Here is a 17,053-nt window from a genome sequence, read left to right on the forward strand (position 1 = left end):
CCATGTCCCGATTCGCCATCCGCTTTCCCTATTTCGTCATCGTGTCCTGTCTGATGACGGCAGTCGTCGGCATTACCAGCCTGGTGAGGATGCCGGTAGACCTGTTTCCGAACATCAACATTCCGGTTGTCGTCGTGGCGACTTTCTTTTCCGGAATGCCGCCTGAGCAGGTCGAAAACGACATTACCGGCCGCTTCGAGCGGTTCTTTACCCTCGGCAGCGGCATCGAGCATATCGAGTCGCGCTCGCTGCCCGGAGTCAGTCTGATCAAGGTGTACTTCCAGCCCGGGAGCAATGCGGATTCGGCTGTCACGCAGATATCCAATCTGGCGATGGCCAATCTGCGGCGATTGCCACCCGGGACCCTTCCGCCCGTTGTCCTCAAGTTCGACGCCTCGAGCCTGCCGGTGTGCCTGATTACCTTGAAGGGCCAGGGGCTCAACGAAACCCAGTTGCGGGATCTCGCGCAATATAACGTGCGCAATCAGGTGGCCAACATCCCGGGTGCGGCGGTGCCCCAGCCGTTCGGCGGGCGATATCGCCAGATCATGGTCTACGTTGATCCGTTGAAACTCGAGGCCCACGAGTTGAGCGTCATGGACGTCGTCCGGTCGGTCAACGACGCGAACCTGATCCTGCCGGCGGGGCACGTGGCCATCGGGCCTTATGACTACAGCCTCTACACCAATAGCCAGATATCCTCGATACCGGAGATAGATCAGTTGCCGCTCAAGACGGTGGATGGCGCCTCGGTGATGGTGGGCGACGTGGGCAAGGCGCGCGACGCGTCCCAGATCCAGACCAGCGTCGTGCGCGTGGACGGCCAGCGTTCGGTCTACCTGCCCGTGCTCAAGCAGGGCGGGGACGTCAATACGATCGCGGTGGTGGAAGGGGTAAAGCGCGCCGTATCCAATCTTCTTGACATACCCAAGTCGCTCGTCACCTCCGTGATCTTCGACCAGTCGGTATTCGTGAAGACTTCGATCGAGAACCTGCTGCATGAGGGCGCAATCGGCCTGGTGCTGACCGGGCTCATGATTCTGATCTTCCTCGGCAGCATGCGCGCCACGGCGGCGGTTTTCCTTTCGGTGCCGCTGTCGGCGCTTGCCACTTTCATAGCGCTTTCAGCCGGGGACAATTCGGTGAACGCGATGGTGCTCGGAGGTCTGGCCCTGGCCTTTTCGCGGTTGATCGACAATTCGGTGGTCGTGTTGGAGAACATCTTCCGCCACATGGAGCTTGGAGAACCGCCGCTGATCGCCGCGGAGAAAGGCGGAAAGGAAGTGGCATTGCCGGTGCTGGCGGCAACGCTGGCGACGGCGATCGTATTCTTTCCGGTCGTGTTTCTGTATGGGGTGAGCAAGTTTCTCTTCACGGCGCTGGCGCTGGCCGTGGTCCTGTCCCTGCTGGCGTCGTACCTCGTCGCGATGACCGTGGTACCGCTTTTCTGTGCTTACTGGATCAAGGGAGTGCCGGCGCACGCAGCCGGCAAAGTCCAGCCCGGCACCCGCATGGAGCGCTTCAATGCCTGGTTCAATGCGAAGTTCCAGGCCATGCTGAAGCAGTACGACCGCGCCGTGGCTGTGGCGCTGATGCGTCCGGCCGCGACTCTGGCGGGATTCCTGGGACTGTTCCTGCTCAGCCTGGGCCTGCTGCCCTACCTGGGAATGGCCTATTTTCCGCGCACCGATCCCGGCCAGTTCGTCATAAATCTCAAGACGCCCACCGGGACCAATGTGGACCTCACAGAACAGGCCGTTGCCCGGATCGAGAATATCGTCAGGGAAGAAGTCGGCACCGAGGACCTGAGGCTGGTCGTATCGAATATCGGCTCCGTTCCCGGATTCTCGTCCATGTATACCCCGAATTCTGCGTCCCATACCGCTTTCGTGCAGGTCAGCCTGAACGAGAACCACCGCGTAGGCAGCTACGATTACATGGACAAGGTGAGAACGCGCATCCGACGCGACCTGCCGCAACTCACGACCTATTTCCAGTCCGGCGGACTGGTGGACGCGGTACTGAATCTCGGCCTGCCGACCCCCATCGATGTCCAGGTCAGCGGAAGTAATCTGGAAGCCGCACATGGCACGGCCGTGAAACTTGCGGATTCCATCAGACGGCTTTCCGGAGTCAACGACGTGCTCATTCCGCAAGACATCGACGCGCCCTCGCTGCAGATGGACATCGATCGCGTGCAGGCGGCCAAGCTCGGTCTGACCCAGAAGGAAGTTGTGAGCAACATCATTACCGCATTGACTTCCAACGCGATGATCGCGCCCAGCTACTGGGTTGATCCGCGCAGCGGCAACGACTATCTCCTGACGGTGCAGTACCCGGAACAGGCGGTACAGTCAGTCGGCGATCTGAAGGCGATTCCGATCCGGGCGAGCAACCGGTCCGAGCCGGTCAGGCTCGATGCGGTGGCAAGGCTCGGCGTGATCAGGGCACCGACGGAAGTGGGGCACTATCAGCTGCGTCGGATTGTGGATGTGTATGTTGGGCCGGCCAAGGAAGACATCAGGCAGTTGATCGCGGACGTGGAACACATCGTCGCTCGGACCGCATTGCCAGAGGGAGTAAGGGTGACCCTGCGCGGAACGGTGCAAAGCATGCGGGCCTCGTTCTCGAGTTTCGGGCTCGGGCTTCTGCTTTCCGTAGTGCTCGTCTATCTCATACTGGTTGCCCAGTTCGCGTCGTTCCTTGATCCCTTGATTATCCTGCTCGCCATCCCGACCGGCTTGACGGGCGTGCTGGCGACAATGCTGCTCACCGGCACCACGTTGAATGTCATGTCTCTCATGGGCGTTGTGATGATGGTCGGCATCGTCGTTTCCAACAGCATCCTGATCGTCGAATTCACACGCCACTTGCGTGCAGACGGCGTGCCGCTGCGCGAAGCGGTTGTGCTTGCTTGCCGCGTGCGCCTGCGCCCGGTGCTCATGACGTCGCTGGCGACCATCATCGGCCTGCTTCCGATGGCGGCGAAGCTGGGCACCGGAACCGAGGCGTATGCGCCACTGGCGCGGGCGATCATCGGTGGTCTGACCGTGTCGGTTGTCACCACCATCTTCATCGTTCCCGCCGCTTACTACCTGGCCTACCGCGGGAAGGAAGCAGCGGTTGCCGCGCAGCAAGGCACCTGACCTGATTTCGCCGGGGGAGATTCGTTCATGAAGCACGTCGCAAGCGTGGTTGCCGTTCTGCTGGTTTGTCTGTCCGCATCGCGATCTATCGCCCAGCAGCAACAGCAGCCGTTGACTCTGAAAGAGGCGCGACAGATCGCCCTGGCAAACCGGCCTCTGGTGCGGGCGGTGGATCTGTCGGTTGCGGGGGCTCGGCAGAACACGATCCAGGTGCAATCCGCGCGCTATCCGCAATTGTCGGCAAGCATAACCGCAGCCGATGCCTACCGCGAGACCACCACGCAGGATGGCAAAGAGGTGACGCTGGATACCCGCATTGCGGCGGGAGGCCTAAACAATCCGACTATCCTGCGCAGAGAATCCAACGGGCTGTTCCTCAGTCAGCTGATCACGGACTTCGGCCGCACGGCCAATTTGGTGGAAAGCGCGAAATTCGCGGAGACGGCGCAGCAACATCTGGCAAACGCGACGCGCGCCCAGGTTATTCTAGAAACCAGCGACGCCTACTTTGCCGCTCTCGCAGCCCAGTCCGTGCTGCGAGTTGCGGCAAAGACTGTGGACGCGCGCAGCCTTTTGTTCGACAAGATCTCGGCGCTGGCCAGGAACAAGATCAAGTCCGAACTCGACGTCAGGTTTGCGCAGGTGAATCTGGGCGAGGCGCGTCTGTTGCAACTCAAGGCAGAGAACGCCGTGGACGCGGCTTTTGCCCGACTTTCCACCAGTCTCGGCTACCACGATGCGCGGCGCTTTACTCTGGCGGACGAATCGACCGCCGAGCCGCTCGGCGATATCGATACGCTGCTTGGACAGGCCGTGGCGGCGCGTCCGGAACTTGCGAGCCTGCGCGCAGACCGCGAGGCCGCCAAGAAATCCGTGGACGCGGCAAAAGCACTCAGTTATCCGACAATCAATTTATACGCTGCGGCCGGCGTGACGCCATACGGGGACGACCGCCTGTCGCGAAACTACGGGGCGATCGGGCTCAACTTGAGCGTGCCGCTGTTCGATGGCGGGAAGATATCGGCGTTGCAGCAGCAAGCGCAACTGAGGTCGCTCGCCCTTTCCGAAAATCTGGTGGAGGCGCAGAACAACGTCTTGCGGTCGGTTCGCGTTGCCTGGCTCAATGCGCGGTCCGGTTACGAGAATATCGGGATCACGGAAAATATCCGGGACGCGGCATCCCAGGTTCTGAGCCTCGCCGAATCGCGCTACAACCTCGGGATCACGTCGATCGTTGAGCTGAACCAGGCACAACTCAGCGCGATCGACGCGGAAATAGCGAATAGCCGCGCCAGGTACGACTATCTCATCGCGCGTACCGCACTCGACTACGAGGTAGGCGCGCTCGACCTGACGGGCGCCACAAAGTAACGGCGCAAACCCGTGTCACGCAAGGCCCAGCTTCTGGGCAAGGCCGATGCGTTGCAGCTTCCCGGTCGCTCCCTTCGGGATCTCGGCAAGAATGAGTATCTTGCGCGGCACCTTGAAGTCCGCCAGACGTATTGCGGCGAACTCCCGCAAGTCTTTCTCGCTGGCCTCGGCACCTTCGCGGAGAACCACGGCAGCGGCGACATCCTCACCCAGCTTGTCGTGGGGGACGGAGAACGTGACGCATTGCTGGACCGACGGGTGGTCCATGAGCACTTCGTCCACCTCGCGCGGGGAAATTTTCTCCCCGCCCCGGTTGATGATTTCCTTCAAGCGCCCGGTGATCGTGACGTAGCCTTCCGCATCCATGACGCCCTGATCCCCGGTGCGAAACCAGGACTTGGCATAGGCTTCGGCGTTGGCCTTCGGGTTATTCTCGTACCCCGGCATGACGTTCTCGCCTTGAATCGCGATTTCTCCCACGACACCGGGTGGCAGCGAATTGCCCTCGGTGTCGATCACGCACACCTCGGGCCCCGCCGCCTGCCCAACCGTGCCCGGTTTGCGCTCGCCGGGCGGCAGCGGGTTGCTGGCCATCTGATGTGCGGCTTCCGTCATCCCATAGGCTTCGATCACCGGGACGCCGAAGATCTCTTCAAGCTCCCGGATGACCTGCGGAGGAAGCGAGGACGATGACGAGCGAATGAAGCGCAGCGAGCAGGCCCTGACGACATCGAGGTTCTTTGCCGCACGGGAGAGTATTGCCTGGTGCATGGTCGGCACGGCCGTGTACCAGGTCGGACGAACCTCGGCCATCCAGGAGAAGAATTTCAAGGCGTTGAACCCGGTGGTGCAGCAGACCTGGCCACCCGCCGACAGCGGCGCCAGAATACCCGCGATCAGGCCGTGAATGTGGAACAAAGGCATGATGTTGAGCCCACGATCGGCCGCAATGAACGCGACCGTCCGGCTCACGTTGTGAGCCGAGGCGCAGACGTTGCGCTGGGAAAGCGGCACGATCTTCGGCCGCGATGTGGTGCCGGATGTGTGCAGCACCAGTGCAGTGTCTTCCGGCGCAGCCGCACCGGATTTTTCGGCGCGCCGCGTTGCAAACCCCTTCGGGAATTCCAGGGCGAAACTGCCCGCGCCTCTTTCGGGCGCGGGGACGAGCCGGACGAGCGGAATATCGAGCCGGTTCGCCACCTCGACTGCGGGCGAAGACATCTCGCGCCCGACCACGAGAAGCTTGGCCTTCAGGTCGGATAGATAGAATTCGAACTCGTCCGCACGGTAGGCAGGGTTCAAAGGCGCGGCGGTGGCGCCGGCGGAAATGCACAGGAACGCTGCCGCCATTTCCGGACCATTGTCGAGCACGATCGCAATGCGGTCGTTTCTGCCGATCCCCTGGGCATTGAGCGCGGTGAGCGTGTCGGACGCGAGGTTGCGCAAGGATTGATAGGTGAGCGGCACGCCGCCAGGTGCGCTCAAGGCGGTCGCACCTGGCGCGCCCCGTTCCAGCAATCCGATCACGGTCGAAGCTGAAGTGCTCATGCTGAGGACCCTCGCAATAAATTTGGTGGTTGGAACTCGGCCGAAACCTAGTTCGCGACAGTCAGCCTGCCGTGCCGGACATTCAGAGTCCTCGCCAGCAGGCTGGCGCACGCAAACATCGCGCTGATGTGCGGCGTCGGCGTCCGGGTTAACGAACCCAGTTCGACCACCGACCCGACCAGCGCTTCGATCTCGATCGGCCGGCCTTGTTCGACGTCCTGCAGCATCGAAGTCTTGTGGGCGCCGACTTTTTCCGCGCCGGCGATGCGTTTTTCGATACCGACCCTGAAGGTGATTCCCAGCTTTTTCGCGATCGTCTCGGCCTCGGTCATCATCTGCGTGGCGAGATCGCGCGTGAGCGCAAACTGGCAGATATCCACCAGCGTCGCATGGGTCAGCGCGCTGATCGGGTTGAAGCTCAAATTGCCCCATAGCTTCAGCCAGATCTCGCTGCGGATCTCGTTGGTGATGGGCGCCTTGAAGCCCGCCTTGATGAGGCTTGCCGCGATCGCCTGCAGTCGCGGCGTGGTCGAGCCGTCGAGCTCGCCCAGAGTGAATCGATTTCCTTCCACCACTTGCACCACGCCGGGCGCGATCAGGTTCGCCGCCGGATAGACGACGCAACCGACGATTCGCGCCGGGTCGATATGACGAGCGATCGTGCCGCCGGGATCCGCAGCCAGGACCGGTTTGCCCTCGTACTCCCCGCCGTGTTTCTGGAAATACCACCAGGGAATGCCGTTCTGCATCGTGACGATGCTGGTCTGCTCGTGAAAAAGATCCCGCAGCTCCGGGGCGACCGCGGTAACCTGGTGTGCCTTGACGGTGAGCAGCACGACGTCTTGCGGACCGGCTTCGCTCATTTTCTCGCAGGCCCGGGCGCCGCTCGCGTGCACCTCGGCGCCATCCTCCAGGATTAACTTCATTCCCCTGCTGCGGATCGCATCGAGATTCGCTCCCCGGGCGATGAACGTGACTTCCGCGCCGGCGGCGGCAAGCCTCGTGCCCAGATATCCGCCGATTGCGCCGGCGCCGACTATGGCAATTCTCATGGCGATTTCCCCGAGCGATGTTTCATGCGTATTGGTTCGAAAGCCTTCCTACGCCGTCGATGACCACATCCACGGTCGCCCCGTTCGGGAGCGACCCCGTTCCCACCGAAGTACCGCAGGAGATTACGTCCCCGGGAAACAGGGTCAGGTCCCGGGAAATCAGGCTCACCAACTGCTCGGGCGAGAAGATCATGTCCCGCACCGGGTAGTTCTGCCGTTCCTTGCCGTTGACCAGCGTGCGCACGGTCAATACCGCCGGATCTACTGCGGTCGCGATGACCGGGCCGAACGGCCCGAAGCCGTCGAAACTCTTGGCGCGCGTCCACTGGGCGAAGCTGGGGTCGGACTTCAACAACTCGTAAGCCGTCACATCGTTTACGCAGGTGTATCCGAAGATATGGCTTGCCGCCTGATCCGGCGGAATGTCTTTCCCTTGTTTGCCGATGACAATGCCGAGCTCGCCTTCATAGAGCACTTTGCCGGAATTAGGACTTCGGCGCCGGAATCGTAGCGTCGTGCGGGCAGAAAGAATTGGCGCTCTTCACGAAGAACAACGGCTCCTTGGGGACGGCGAGCGAGAGCTTTGCTGACGCCTCGTGAAAATTGTTCCATAGCGCAATCATTTTCGTCGGCGTGCAGGGCGTTTCCCAGCGAATTTCGTTCAACGCGATGAGTTCGTCGGTCTTCTCCCAGGCGGAAAACATGTCGCCCCGGCATGCGCGCACCCCGTCTGCTTCCATGATGCCGAATTCGCTTCTGCCCTGCCGCGAGAATCTCAACCAGTGCATCTCTGCCCCCCTCCCGCAGTCACAACCGTCCTTTCAATCATGATTTTCTCATGCCGGCGCGCAGCGGCTTCAGTAGAAATAGTGCGGTGAATGCAGCGACGAAATTCATCACGCTTGCGGTCACGAAAATCGTATGCCATCCGCCCGTGGACGCGGCTACGATGCTGGTGAGGGGCACCAGCAGCGAGGCCGTGCCTTTGGCCGTGTAGAGCAGGCCGGCATTGGCTGTGGCGTATCTCGATCCGAAGGTGTCGCCGCAGGTAGCGGGAAACAGGCTGTAGATCTCTCCCCACGCGAAGAACACGAGTCCGGTAAGCAACACAAACGCCACCGGGTCATGTCCGAAGCGGCTCAACATGAGTATGCCAACCGCTTCCAGAAAAAACGCGATGAACATCGTATTCTCCCGGCCTAAACGATCCGACACCCAGCCGAAAAACGGGCGGGTGACGCCGTTAAGCACGCGGTCGATCGACAGTGCAAAAGTAAGTGCGGGCAGGGTCAGGCCGAGGATGCTCACCGGCATATCGGCAATCTGGAAATCCTTGGCAATCGGCGCTAGCTGGGCCGTCGCCATCAGACCCCCCGCTGCCATCAGCACGAACATCGCGTACATGATCCAGAACACCGGCGTAGCGGCCATCTGCAGCGGCGTGTAGTCGCGCCGCGCAGGCGCGGCGTCCGCTTCGCGGGCGGCGCCGAAGCCCGGGTCGGGCTTCCGCAAAAACCAGCCCAGCACGAACACGACCAGACCCTGGGCGATGCCGAAGTACAGGAACGTCGCCTGGTAGCCGCTCGACTTGATCATCGAGGCGATCGGAATCACCGTGAGCGCGGAGCCGGCGCCGAATCCCATCGCGGTGAGGCCGGCAGCCAGGCCACGCCGATCGGGAAACCATTTCAATGCCTGACCGACGCAAGTGCCGTACACGGCTCCGGCGCCGATTCCCCCCACGGTGGCAGCCAAATAGAACAGGAAAAGCGAATCCGCAACCGAGTTCAATACCCACGACAAGCCGACCAGAAGCCCCGCGACGACGGTGACCGGTCCCGGGCCGAACCTGTCCACCAAGTAGCCCTCGACCGGCACCAGCCAGGTTTCGGTGAGGACGAAAATGGTAAATGCGACCTGGATCGAAGCTTTGCCCCACTGGAACTTGTCGTTGATCGGGTTGACGAACAGCGTCCAGCCGTACTGGAGATTGGCGATCATCGACATGCAGATGATGCCGATAATCAGTTGCCGCCAGCGGCTGGACGTGGAGGCGCGCACGTCGCCCGGCGTGGATGCCGCCGCTCCCCTCATCTGTTTGGGTCTTCCTCCGGTGTCCGGGAAATTGTTCTCTGCTTCGGCGCGGACCGCCAGACAACCGGATTGGGTCGTCGTGCGTCAATCCTATCATCCCGCAAATGCAGCTCGACGGTTTATCGCGGTGCGCCATTTGCTAGAATCGCGGCTTCATTTGCGTCCTGGTCTTTCCCCGATGGCACTGCTCGAGATCCGCAACGTGACCCGCCGTTTCGGCGACTTCACGGCGGTCGACAATGTCAGCATCAGCATCGAAGGTGGCGAGTTCTTCACCCTCCTCGGCCCCTCCGGTTGCGGCAAGACCACGCTGCTGCGCATGATCGCCGGATTCGATGCACCGGACGCCGGCAGCATCGTCGTTGACGGCAAGGACATGACCGGCATCCCGCCGGAAGCGCGCAACATCCATACGGTATTCCAGAGCTATGCGTTGTTTCCGCACATGACGGTCGCGCAGAACATTGCATTCCCGCTGAAGATGGCCAACGCAGACCCGGGACAGATCGGCAAACGTGTCGAGGAGGCGCTCGAGGACGTGCGGCTGACCGGCATGGAGAAGCGCTATCCGAACGAATTGTCCGGCGGGCAGAAGCAGCGGGTGGCGGTTGCGCGTGCGCTGATCAATCGGCCGAAGTTGCTGCTGCTCGACGAACCGCTTGCCGCGCTCGACGCCAAGCTCAAGGAAAGCGTGCAGCTGGAACTGATCGGCCTGCAGAAGGAAGTCGGCATCACCTTCGTTTACGTCACCCACGACCAGAGCGAAGCGCTGGCATTGTCGCACCGGATCGCCGTCATGAACCACGGGCGCGTCGAGCAGGTCGACGAACCGTCGAAAATCTACGGCTTTCCGAGGAATCGTTTCGTCGCCGATTTCATCGGCCAGTGCAACCTGCTCGACGGTGAAATCAAATCCTGCGCCGGAGAGCGCATGACCGTCGCGTTGTCCGGTATCGGTGACGTGGCCGCGTTGAACGTCGAAAGCGATGCGCCCGGACTCAAGGGCGCGCTGGCGCTGCGTCCGGAGAAGGTTGCGATCGGTCGCGATCTTGCCGCCGGTCCCGATGTCAACCGCTTTGCCGGCAAAGTCCACGATTTCCTCTATCTCGGCGACGTGACGATCTACATCGTCGAACTCGCCAACGGCATGCGCATCGAAGCGCTGCTGCCCAATTCCACCGCGGGCCGCACCAAGTTCTTCGAGGCCGGCGACGATGTCCAGGTGAGCTGGCGTTACGATGCCGGCCATTTCCTGAACGATTGAAATGCCGAACCCCCCACCTCACCCCGGCGCGCGGACACGTTAGTGATGAAATCACCCGTTTGCGGGCAGCGCGCCAGGCATCGCTTCCCGCCCCAATGGCAACATCCATTCGCCGAGTCAGCGATGCCCTCTCCCCCCGAAGGCGGAGAGGGAGATAAAAACACGGCGGCCCGTGGTTTGGAGAGGTTGGGCAGTGAGATTCTTTTCTCCGGGACTTTGTGGTGAGCGATGAAGTCCGCGGCTAGTCAGACGCGCCTGCACAAATGGCTGATCGGCGGGCCGCCGCTCGCCTATCTGGTGGTGTTCTTCGCCATTCCCGTGCTGATCATGGTGGTCGCGTCGTTCCGCAATCCGGGCGAGTTCGGCGGCTTGGCGCCCATCTTCGCCGAGGGCGAAGGCGGCGGACAACTCGACCTCACCACGGAAAGCTACGGCCGCTTCTTCTCGGATTTTCTTTATACCGAACTGTTCCTGAAGTCATTCGCCTACGCGGCGATCACGACTCTCGTCTGCCTGATCATTGCCTACCCGCTGGCGATGCTGATCGCGCGCAGCCCGAAGAAACACCGCGACCTGCTGGTGCTGCTGGTGATCCTGCCGTTCTGGTCGAACTTCCTGATCCGCGTCTACGCGTGGATGATCATCCTCGGGCCGCAGTCGGTGTTCGTAACCGCCCTCAACAACGTCCTCGGCCTGTTCAGGTTCGAGCCGGTCACGCTGCTGTATACGCCGTTCGCGGTCATTGTCGGACTGGTCTACGTGCACCTGCCGTTCATGGTGCTACCGCTCTACGCCAACCTGGAAAAACACGATCCGGCGCTGCTCGATGCCGCGCAGGATCTCGGCGCCAATGCGTGGCGGCGCTTCTGGCGGGTTACGTTCCCGTTGTCGTTGCCGGGTGTCTACGCCGGTGCCGCGCTGGTCTTCATTCCCGCGCTGGGCATCTTCGCCATTCCCGATATTCTCGGCGGCACCGAAGGCATCATGATCGGCAACGTGATCAAGCAGCAGTTTCTCGACACGCGCGACTGGCCGTTCGGCAGCGTGCTGTCGATGGTGCTGACGGTGATGGCGGTAAGCATTGCGGGGTTGACCGCCTGGGTGGCAAGGAGATCGCGGACATGAACCGGCGCTCGCGCGGATTATGGGCCGCGGCAATCTTTGCGTATGCGTTTCTCTATGCGCCGCTGGTGATCGTCGTCGCGTATTCCTTCAACGATTCCAGGCTCAACGCCGAGTGGGTGGGCTTCACGCTGTCCTGGTACGGAAAGCTCTTCCACAACGAGAAGATGCTGAAGGCTGCGTGGAACTCGCTGCTGATCGGCATTTCCGCAAGTGCGGTATCCACGGTCTTCGGCACCATGGCGGGTTATGCGATGTATCGCTTCAGGACGCGATTGCTGCCGCTGCTGGTGCTGGCACCGATCGCGATCCCCGAGATCCTGATGGGCGTCTCGCTGCTGATCTTCTTCGTGCTGCTGAACATCTCGCTCGGCATGGTCTCCATCGTGCTGTCGCACATTGCGTTTTGCATCGGTTTCGTCGCCATCGTCGTGCGTTCGCGCCTGGCCGGCATGGACGAGAGCCTGACCGAGGCCGCGCGCGACCTGGGTGCCACGCCATGGAAAGCCTTCCGGCTGGTGACGCTGCCGCTGATCATGCCGGGCGTGGTCGCCGGCGCACTGATGGCGTTTACGTTGTCGATCGATGATTTCGTAATCACGTTCTTCACTGCCGGCGTCGGTTCGACCACGCTGCCGCTGCAGATTTACACGATGGTCAAGATTGCGGTAACGCCCGAGGTCAACGCCATCTCCACCTTGCTGATGATGCTGACCTTGGCGCTGATCCTGATCGCCTCCAAACTCTCGCCCGGCTCATTGCGTGCGGAGTGAGCCCGCTGCCGGGATGCCGCTGGACGGGTTTCCCGAGTTTGCCTAATCTGGCGCTGGCGGATTTGCAAAAAAGCCACTTCCCCAAACACGGAGTACGATCATGAAAAAGCTGTTGTTCCTGCTGTTGTTCGCCACCCTGCCGGCGCTGGCTGCAGACGAATTGCATTTATACAACTGGAACGACTACGTCGCCCCGGACGCGGTGAAGAGCTTCGAAGCCCAGTGCAAATGCAAGGTGGTGCAGGACTTCTACGGTGACAATGAAGAACTGCTTGCCAAGCTTGCCGCGGGAGCGAGAGGGTACGACGTGATGGTTCCGACTTCGAATTACGTCGCGGGCATGGCCAAGGCCGGCTGGCTGCAGCCGCTCGACAAGGGCAAGTTGCCGAACTTCAAGAACCTGATGCCGACCTATCTCAACACCGAGTTCGATCCGGGCAACAAGTACTCCGTGCCTTACGCGATGTCGATTACGCTGATCGGCTACAACGACCAGAAACTCAAGGAGCTCGGCATTACCGTGGACTCCTGGGCTGTGATCTTCGATCCCAAAATCCTGCAGAAGATAAAAGGCAAGGTGACCGTGCTCGACAGCCAGGCCGAAGTCATGGCGGCGGCGCTGAAGTATCTGGGCTACTCGGTCAACGACCGTGATCCCGCGCACTGGAAGCAGGCGAAGGAAACCATCCTCAAGGCCAAGCCCTACTGGGCGGCGTTCATGGCGCAGGGCTACATCAAGGAGTTGTCGACGGGCAACATCTGGGTGGTACACGGCTACTCGAACGATATTTTCCAGGCCGATACCGGCGCGCAGGAAGCCAAGCAGAAATTCCGCATCCGCCACGCCCTGCCCAAGGAAGGCGCTGTACTGGCCCTGGATGCGATGGTGATCGCGAAGACGGCGCCGCGCCCCGACCTTGCCCACCAGTTCATCAACTTCATGCTCGAGGGCAAGAACTCGGCCGCGCTAACCAACATTACCGGCTCCGGCAATCCGAATTCCGAGGCGATGCAGTTCATCAAGCCGGAGATCAAGTCGATTAAGGCCGTATTCCCCGACGCGGAATCCGCCAAACGGCTCGAGCAGCTGAAGGACATGAACAAGAAGGAGCGGCAACTGCTCAACAAGATCTGGACCGAGATCAAGGCCAAGTAGTCGTCCCGCCCGTCTGGAAGCGCACGAGTGGCGCTTCCAGACGGTTTTTTCAGGGGTCTGCCGCCGATTCCGGCGTAGCGCCTGCGAAGGGATGCCGCAGGAGCGCCAACAACCTGGCAACGTCACGCTCCGGCAAAAACTGGATGCCCGCGGATCGCGCCCTGCCGTTTCCCGATTCGAACTGCTGCGCCAGAAGATGCATCGCCGATCCACCGTGTTCGGGTGCGCGCAAACTGACCTGATAGCCGGCGCCGCTGCGCACCAGCAATGCCACCGTTCGATCGGTGTGCCGCCGTGACAATTCGTTGGCGAACGTGCCGGCGACGCGCCGGCTCCATGCGGCTTCCGGCATGAAGACCACCAAAGCATCATCGCCCACATTCTCGATCGGCAACGCAGTCGACTGCTTCAGATCATCGGCACTGGCGCGGCGCAATGCATCGAGCTCGGGCGTCTGCGCGCAGAACGCAAGCGGATCTGCGTAAGGCTGCATGCGCAGGTAAAGCTCCGCCGGATGAAAATGCAGGTCGGCGAGATTGGCGCCGTAGGCGTTGTAATTCAGGCATTCGCCCAATTCCCTCAGGGTTTCGACATCGGCGTGCTTAAGGCCAAGCGCGCTCGCCGCGGAATACGCCTGGGCGCGAAGGTTGTCCCCGAATGCGGCGGCGACGGCCCATGCGCGATGACGGCCTCCGAGATGGCGGTCGACGATCAGGCTGGTGCAGACCGTCGCAGAGGGGTCGATATGGGCTTCGAGCAGGCCGTGATGCGGAATTTCTCCGGCGAAATGGTGATCGAAATAGCGCACGCGCGCTCCGATCCGCAGGGCGCCGAGCAGCGCTTCCCGATTGGTGTCGAGCGAGACGTCGAGCACGGTGAGTTCGTCGCCGGGTTCGGGGGTCAAACGCGCGAGCAGGGCTATGTCGCGCTTGACACCGGTTATCAGCGTGGCTTTCCGTGGTTCGGCGAGCCGGAGTTGGTGCAGCGCGCAGAGTCCGTCGGCGTCGCCGTTGAAGATGTCATAGAATCTCATGCTGTGCCGCCCGCTGCGGATAGACGATCCCCGGCCCGGCGCATTGCCTACACCACATGAGCGGTTCGCTTCCTTTTCCGTCCGCGCGTTACGCGCGCAATTCCAGGCTGGTCGCCTACCTCGCCGTAGCTTACCTTCTGCTCGTCGTGTATGCCAGCTTGTACCCCTTCACCGATTGGCGCGTGCCGAACGACGAAGCGACGCGATTCTTGTTTGCCGGCTGGCCGTCTTATATCGTCGTCTCGGACGTTGTGCTCAACATCCTGGCTTACATGCCGCTCGGTCTGCTGCTGACCTTGTCGTGGATGGGGCGGGTGCCGCGCTGGGTCGCGGTAGTGCTCAGCGTCACTGCTGGAATGTTGTTGAGCCTGTCGATCGAGTTTGCGCAGGCCTATCTGCCCACGCGCATTTCCTCGAACGTTGATGTGCTGACCAATTCCATCGGTATGCTGGCGGGTGCCGCAATAGCCTGTGTGTGCGGCGAGCGCTGGCTGCTGTCGGGAGAGCTGCGTCGATTGCGCGAGACCCATTTCCGGGCTGGCGCACGCACCGACCTCGCCTTCGTACTGCTCGCCCTCTGGCTACTTACGCAACTGAACGCGGAGATCTGGCTCTTCGGCAACGGTGATCTGCGCCATCTGATTCCCGCCAATTTCGGTGTGCACTATTCCGCGGACGCCTATCTGCTGCTGGAAGCGGGTGTCGCGGCACTGAATTTTGCCGGAGTGGCCTTCCTGACCGGCGCGATTGCCCGCTCATTTGCCGCGGCGGCCGCATCGGTCGCCGCGCTGATATTGACCGCGCTGATGTTGAAGACCATAGCGTCGATGGCATTGTTCATTCCCGGCAATCCCGGCTTGTGGCTGACGCCGGGATCCGCACTGGGGCTGGTTGCGGGCGTGATGCTGTGGCTGCCGCTGGCACGGTGCCCGCCGGTGAGGTCAATGCGCGCTGCCGCGATCTGCTTTGCAGCGGGACTCTTCCTGGTGAATCTTGCGCCCGAGAATCCTTATCTTGTCGCTGCTTTGCAGATTCTGCAACGCGGGCATTTCCTGCGATTCAACGCCATGACCGGGTTATTGTCTTCGTGGTGGCCATTTCTGGCGTTTGCCTTTCTCGTATTTCTGATGCGCGGCGACAACGAGGACCGGCCGGATTCCGGCCGGTCCGGCAAATGAAGGGACCTGTCATGACGATACCGGTGCCTGCGGCGAGCCCGCCGCCCGACAGCCTGGACGATTTGCGCGAACGCCTGCGCCGGTTCTCCGCAGAGCGCGACTGGGAGCAATACCACACGCCGAAAAACCTGGCGATGTCGGTCGCGATCGAGGCTGCCGAGATCATGGAGCATTTCCAGTGGCTGACCGTTGCCCAAAGCGCCAATCTCGACGAGGCCGCCCGGCACGACGTAGCGCTCGAAATCGCGGACGTGCTGCTCTATCTCGTCAGACTGGCGGACGTGCTCGATATCGACATGGCTGCCGCGGCGCGCGAGAAAATCGGACTCAATGCGCACAAGTATCCGGCGCGGCGCGGCTTATAATTGCGCACCGGCTTCATGAGGATCGTCCTGTGAGTTTCTACACCCATCATGTGTTCTTCTGCTGCAACCAGCGCCAGAACGGCGAGGCTTGCTGCGGCAATCATGACGCACGGCAAATGCGCGACTATGCAAAGTCAATGGTCAAATCCCTCGAGCTCGCCGGCAAAGGCAAGGTGCGCATCAACCAGGCGGGCTGCCTCGACCGTTGCGAGGAAGGGCCGGTGATCGTGGTTTATCCCGAGGAAGTCTGGTATACCTACGTGGACAAGAACGACATCGACGAGATCATCGAGGAGCATCTGGTCAACGGGCGTGTCGTCGAACGCCTGCGCATTTGAGGCCCGCGTCCCCACAAAAGCTTTCCATCGACGGCCCGGCGGGAAAGCTCGAGGTTGCCGTCAGCGAACCCGGCGCGGCGCGGCGTGGCATCGCGTTGATCGCCCATCCCCATCCGCTTTACGGCGGCACGCTGGACAACAAGGTCGTGCAAACGCTGGCGAAGGCCTTTGTCGCGCTGGGATACTGCGCGTTGCGGTTGAATTTTCGCGGTGTCGGCGCAAGCGACGGAGTATTCGACGAGGGGCGCGGCGAAATCGAGGATTTCCTCGCGTTGGCGGATTACGGGCGGCGTACTTACGGCGAAAGCGAACTCGCGATCGGCGGGTTTTCCTTCGGAGGTTTCATCGCGGCGGCCGTGGCGGAGCGGCTTGCGCCACGGCATCTGGTATTGGCGGCTCCCGCGGTGGGGCGTTTTCCGGTCGGCAACGTGCCGGAAAATACGCTGGTCGTGCATGGCGAGGAAGATGATGTCGTGCCTTTGAAAGACGTGTTCGACTGGGCACGGCCGCAAACGCTTCCGGTGATCGTGTTCCCCGGTGGCGGCCATTTTTTCCACGGCAACCTGGTTACGCTGCAACGACTGGTCGAACAGCATTGCCGGACCTGAACAGA

General features: G+C 61.6%; 13 protein-coding genes and 2 pseudogenes. 10 read left to right on the top strand and 5 right to left on the bottom strand.

All coding sequences use genetic code 11. The annotated features are described in order from the left end of the window. Positions 1–2 precede the first annotated feature (2 nt). Together HY067_12710 and HY067_12715 are read left to right on the top strand one after the other, a co-directional pair. A complete protein-coding gene (locus HY067_12710; protein MBI3528816.1) occupies positions 3–3,146 on the top strand; it encodes an efflux RND transporter permease subunit in 3,144 nt (1,047 codons plus the stop codon). 27 nt (positions 3,147–3,173) lie between these two features. Further along, on the top strand, positions 3,174–4,517 hold the full coding sequence (locus HY067_12715; protein ID MBI3528817.1) for a TolC family protein: 1,344 nt from the start codon (positions 3,174–3,176) through the stop codon (positions 4,515–4,517). Positions 4,518–4,532: 15 nt separating this feature from the next. On the opposite strand, the gene HY067_12720 is transcribed toward HY067_12715, so the two are convergent. From HY067_12720 to oxlT, 4 genes and pseudogenes are all read right to left on the bottom strand, one after another. Beyond that, positions 4,533–6,065, bottom strand: a complete 1,533-nt coding sequence (locus tag HY067_12720) for an AMP-binding protein (GenBank protein ID MBI3528818.1) — start codon at positions 6,063–6,065, stop codon at positions 4,533–4,535. 47 nt (positions 6,066–6,112) lie between these two features. Next, a complete protein-coding gene (locus HY067_12725; protein ID MBI3528819.1) occupies positions 6,113–7,117 on the bottom strand; it encodes a 2-dehydropantoate 2-reductase in 1,005 nt (334 codons plus the stop codon). Between the two features lie 22 nt (positions 7,118–7,139). Further along, positions 7,140–7,905, bottom strand: a pseudogene (locus HY067_12730) (fumarylacetoacetate hydrolase family protein). A 37-nt stretch (positions 7,906–7,942) separates the two neighbouring features. Further along, positions 7,943–9,211, bottom strand: coding sequence for an oxalate/formate MFS antiporter (gene oxlT / locus HY067_12735; GenBank protein MBI3528820.1), 1,269 nt, complete (start codon positions 9,209–9,211; stop codon positions 7,943–7,945). 178 nt (positions 9,212–9,389) lie between these two features. Here oxlT and HY067_12740 point away from each other — a divergent pair, with 178 nt between their 5' ends. The 4 genes from HY067_12740 (at position 9,390) to HY067_12755 (ending at position 13,526) form a co-directional block, all read left to right on the top strand. Next, the gene (locus HY067_12740) at positions 9,390–10,475 is read left to right on the top strand and encodes an ABC transporter ATP-binding protein (GenBank protein MBI3528821.1); all 1,086 of its coding nucleotides are present in this window, start codon (positions 9,390–9,392) and stop codon (positions 10,473–10,475) included. 228 nt (positions 10,476–10,703) lie between these two features. Next, positions 10,704–11,600, top strand: a complete 897-nt coding sequence (locus tag HY067_12745; protein MBI3528822.1) for an ABC transporter permease — start codon at positions 10,704–10,706, stop codon at positions 11,598–11,600. Continuing rightward, on the top strand, positions 11,597–12,370 hold the full coding sequence (locus HY067_12750; protein MBI3528823.1) for an ABC transporter permease: 774 nt from the start codon (positions 11,597–11,599) through the stop codon (positions 12,368–12,370). The genes HY067_12745 and HY067_12750 overlap by 4 nt, the downstream gene beginning before the upstream one ends. Before the next feature lie 100 nt (positions 12,371–12,470). Next, positions 12,471–13,526 (top strand): spermidine/putrescine ABC transporter substrate-binding protein, encoded by a 1,056-nt coding sequence (locus HY067_12755; protein MBI3528824.1) that lies wholly within the window; start codon positions 12,471–12,473, stop codon positions 13,524–13,526. Between the two features lie 112 nt (positions 13,527–13,638). Here the strand turns inward: HY067_12755 and HY067_12760 are convergent. Continuing rightward, positions 13,639–14,559 (bottom strand): annotated as a pseudogene (locus HY067_12760) (acetyltransferase). Between the two features lie 56 nt (positions 14,560–14,615). Between HY067_12760 and HY067_12765 the strand changes: the two are divergent. The 4 genes from HY067_12765 to HY067_12780 are packed head-to-tail and all read left to right on the top strand — an operon-like array spanning position 14,616 to position 17,048. Then, a complete protein-coding gene (locus HY067_12765; GenBank protein ID MBI3528825.1) occupies positions 14,616–15,737 on the top strand; it encodes a VanZ family protein in 1,122 nt (373 codons plus the stop codon). Between the two features lie 11 nt (positions 15,738–15,748). Next, positions 15,749–16,102, top strand: coding sequence for a nucleotide pyrophosphohydrolase (locus HY067_12770; GenBank protein MBI3528826.1), 354 nt, complete (start codon positions 15,749–15,751; stop codon positions 16,100–16,102). A gap of 29 nt (positions 16,103–16,131) precedes the next feature. Next, entirely contained in the window at positions 16,132–16,440 is a 309-nt protein-coding gene (locus HY067_12775; protein ID MBI3528827.1) for a (2Fe-2S) ferredoxin domain-containing protein, read from the top strand. Continuing rightward, positions 16,437–17,048, top strand: coding sequence for an alpha/beta fold hydrolase (locus HY067_12780; GenBank protein ID MBI3528828.1), 612 nt, complete (start codon positions 16,437–16,439; stop codon positions 17,046–17,048). Before HY067_12775 ends, HY067_12780 begins: the two co-directional genes overlap by 4 nt. Positions 17,049–17,053 lie beyond the last annotated feature (5 nt).

The sequence above is a fragment of the Betaproteobacteria bacterium genome, from assembly GCA_016194905.1.
Classification (GTDB): Bacteria; Pseudomonadota; Gammaproteobacteria; order Burkholderiales; family JACQAP01; genus JACQAP01.

Bases quoted from the DNA above. Each gene is read 5' to 3' on its own strand.
- HY067_12710 (MBI3528816.1), top strand. From the start codon at position 3: ATGTCCCGATTCGCCATCCGCTTTCCCTATTTCGTCATCGTGTCCTGT.
- HY067_12715 (MBI3528817.1), top strand. From the start codon at position 3,174: ATGAAGCACGTCGCAAGCGTGGTTGCCGTTCTGCTGGTTTGTCTGTCC.
- HY067_12720 (MBI3528818.1), bottom strand. From the start codon at position 6,065: ATGAGCACTTCAGCTTCGACCGTGATCGGATTGCTGGAACGGGGCGCG.
- HY067_12725 (MBI3528819.1), bottom strand. From the start codon at position 7,117: ATGAGAATTGCCATAGTCGGCGCCGGCGCAATCGGCGGATATCTGGGC.
- oxlT (MBI3528820.1), bottom strand. From the start codon at position 9,211: ATGAGGGGAGCGGCGGCATCCACGCCGGGCGACGTGCGCGCCTCCACG.
- HY067_12740 (MBI3528821.1), top strand. From the start codon at position 9,390: ATGGCACTGCTCGAGATCCGCAACGTGACCCGCCGTTTCGGCGACTTC.
- HY067_12745 (MBI3528822.1), top strand. From the start codon at position 10,704: ATGAAGTCCGCGGCTAGTCAGACGCGCCTGCACAAATGGCTGATCGGC.
- HY067_12750 (MBI3528823.1), top strand. From the start codon at position 11,597: ATGAACCGGCGCTCGCGCGGATTATGGGCCGCGGCAATCTTTGCGTAT.
- HY067_12755 (MBI3528824.1), top strand. From the start codon at position 12,471: ATGAAAAAGCTGTTGTTCCTGCTGTTGTTCGCCACCCTGCCGGCGCTG.
- HY067_12765 (MBI3528825.1), top strand. From the start codon at position 14,616: ATGAGCGGTTCGCTTCCTTTTCCGTCCGCGCGTTACGCGCGCAATTCC.
- HY067_12770 (MBI3528826.1), top strand. From the start codon at position 15,749: ATGACGATACCGGTGCCTGCGGCGAGCCCGCCGCCCGACAGCCTGGAC.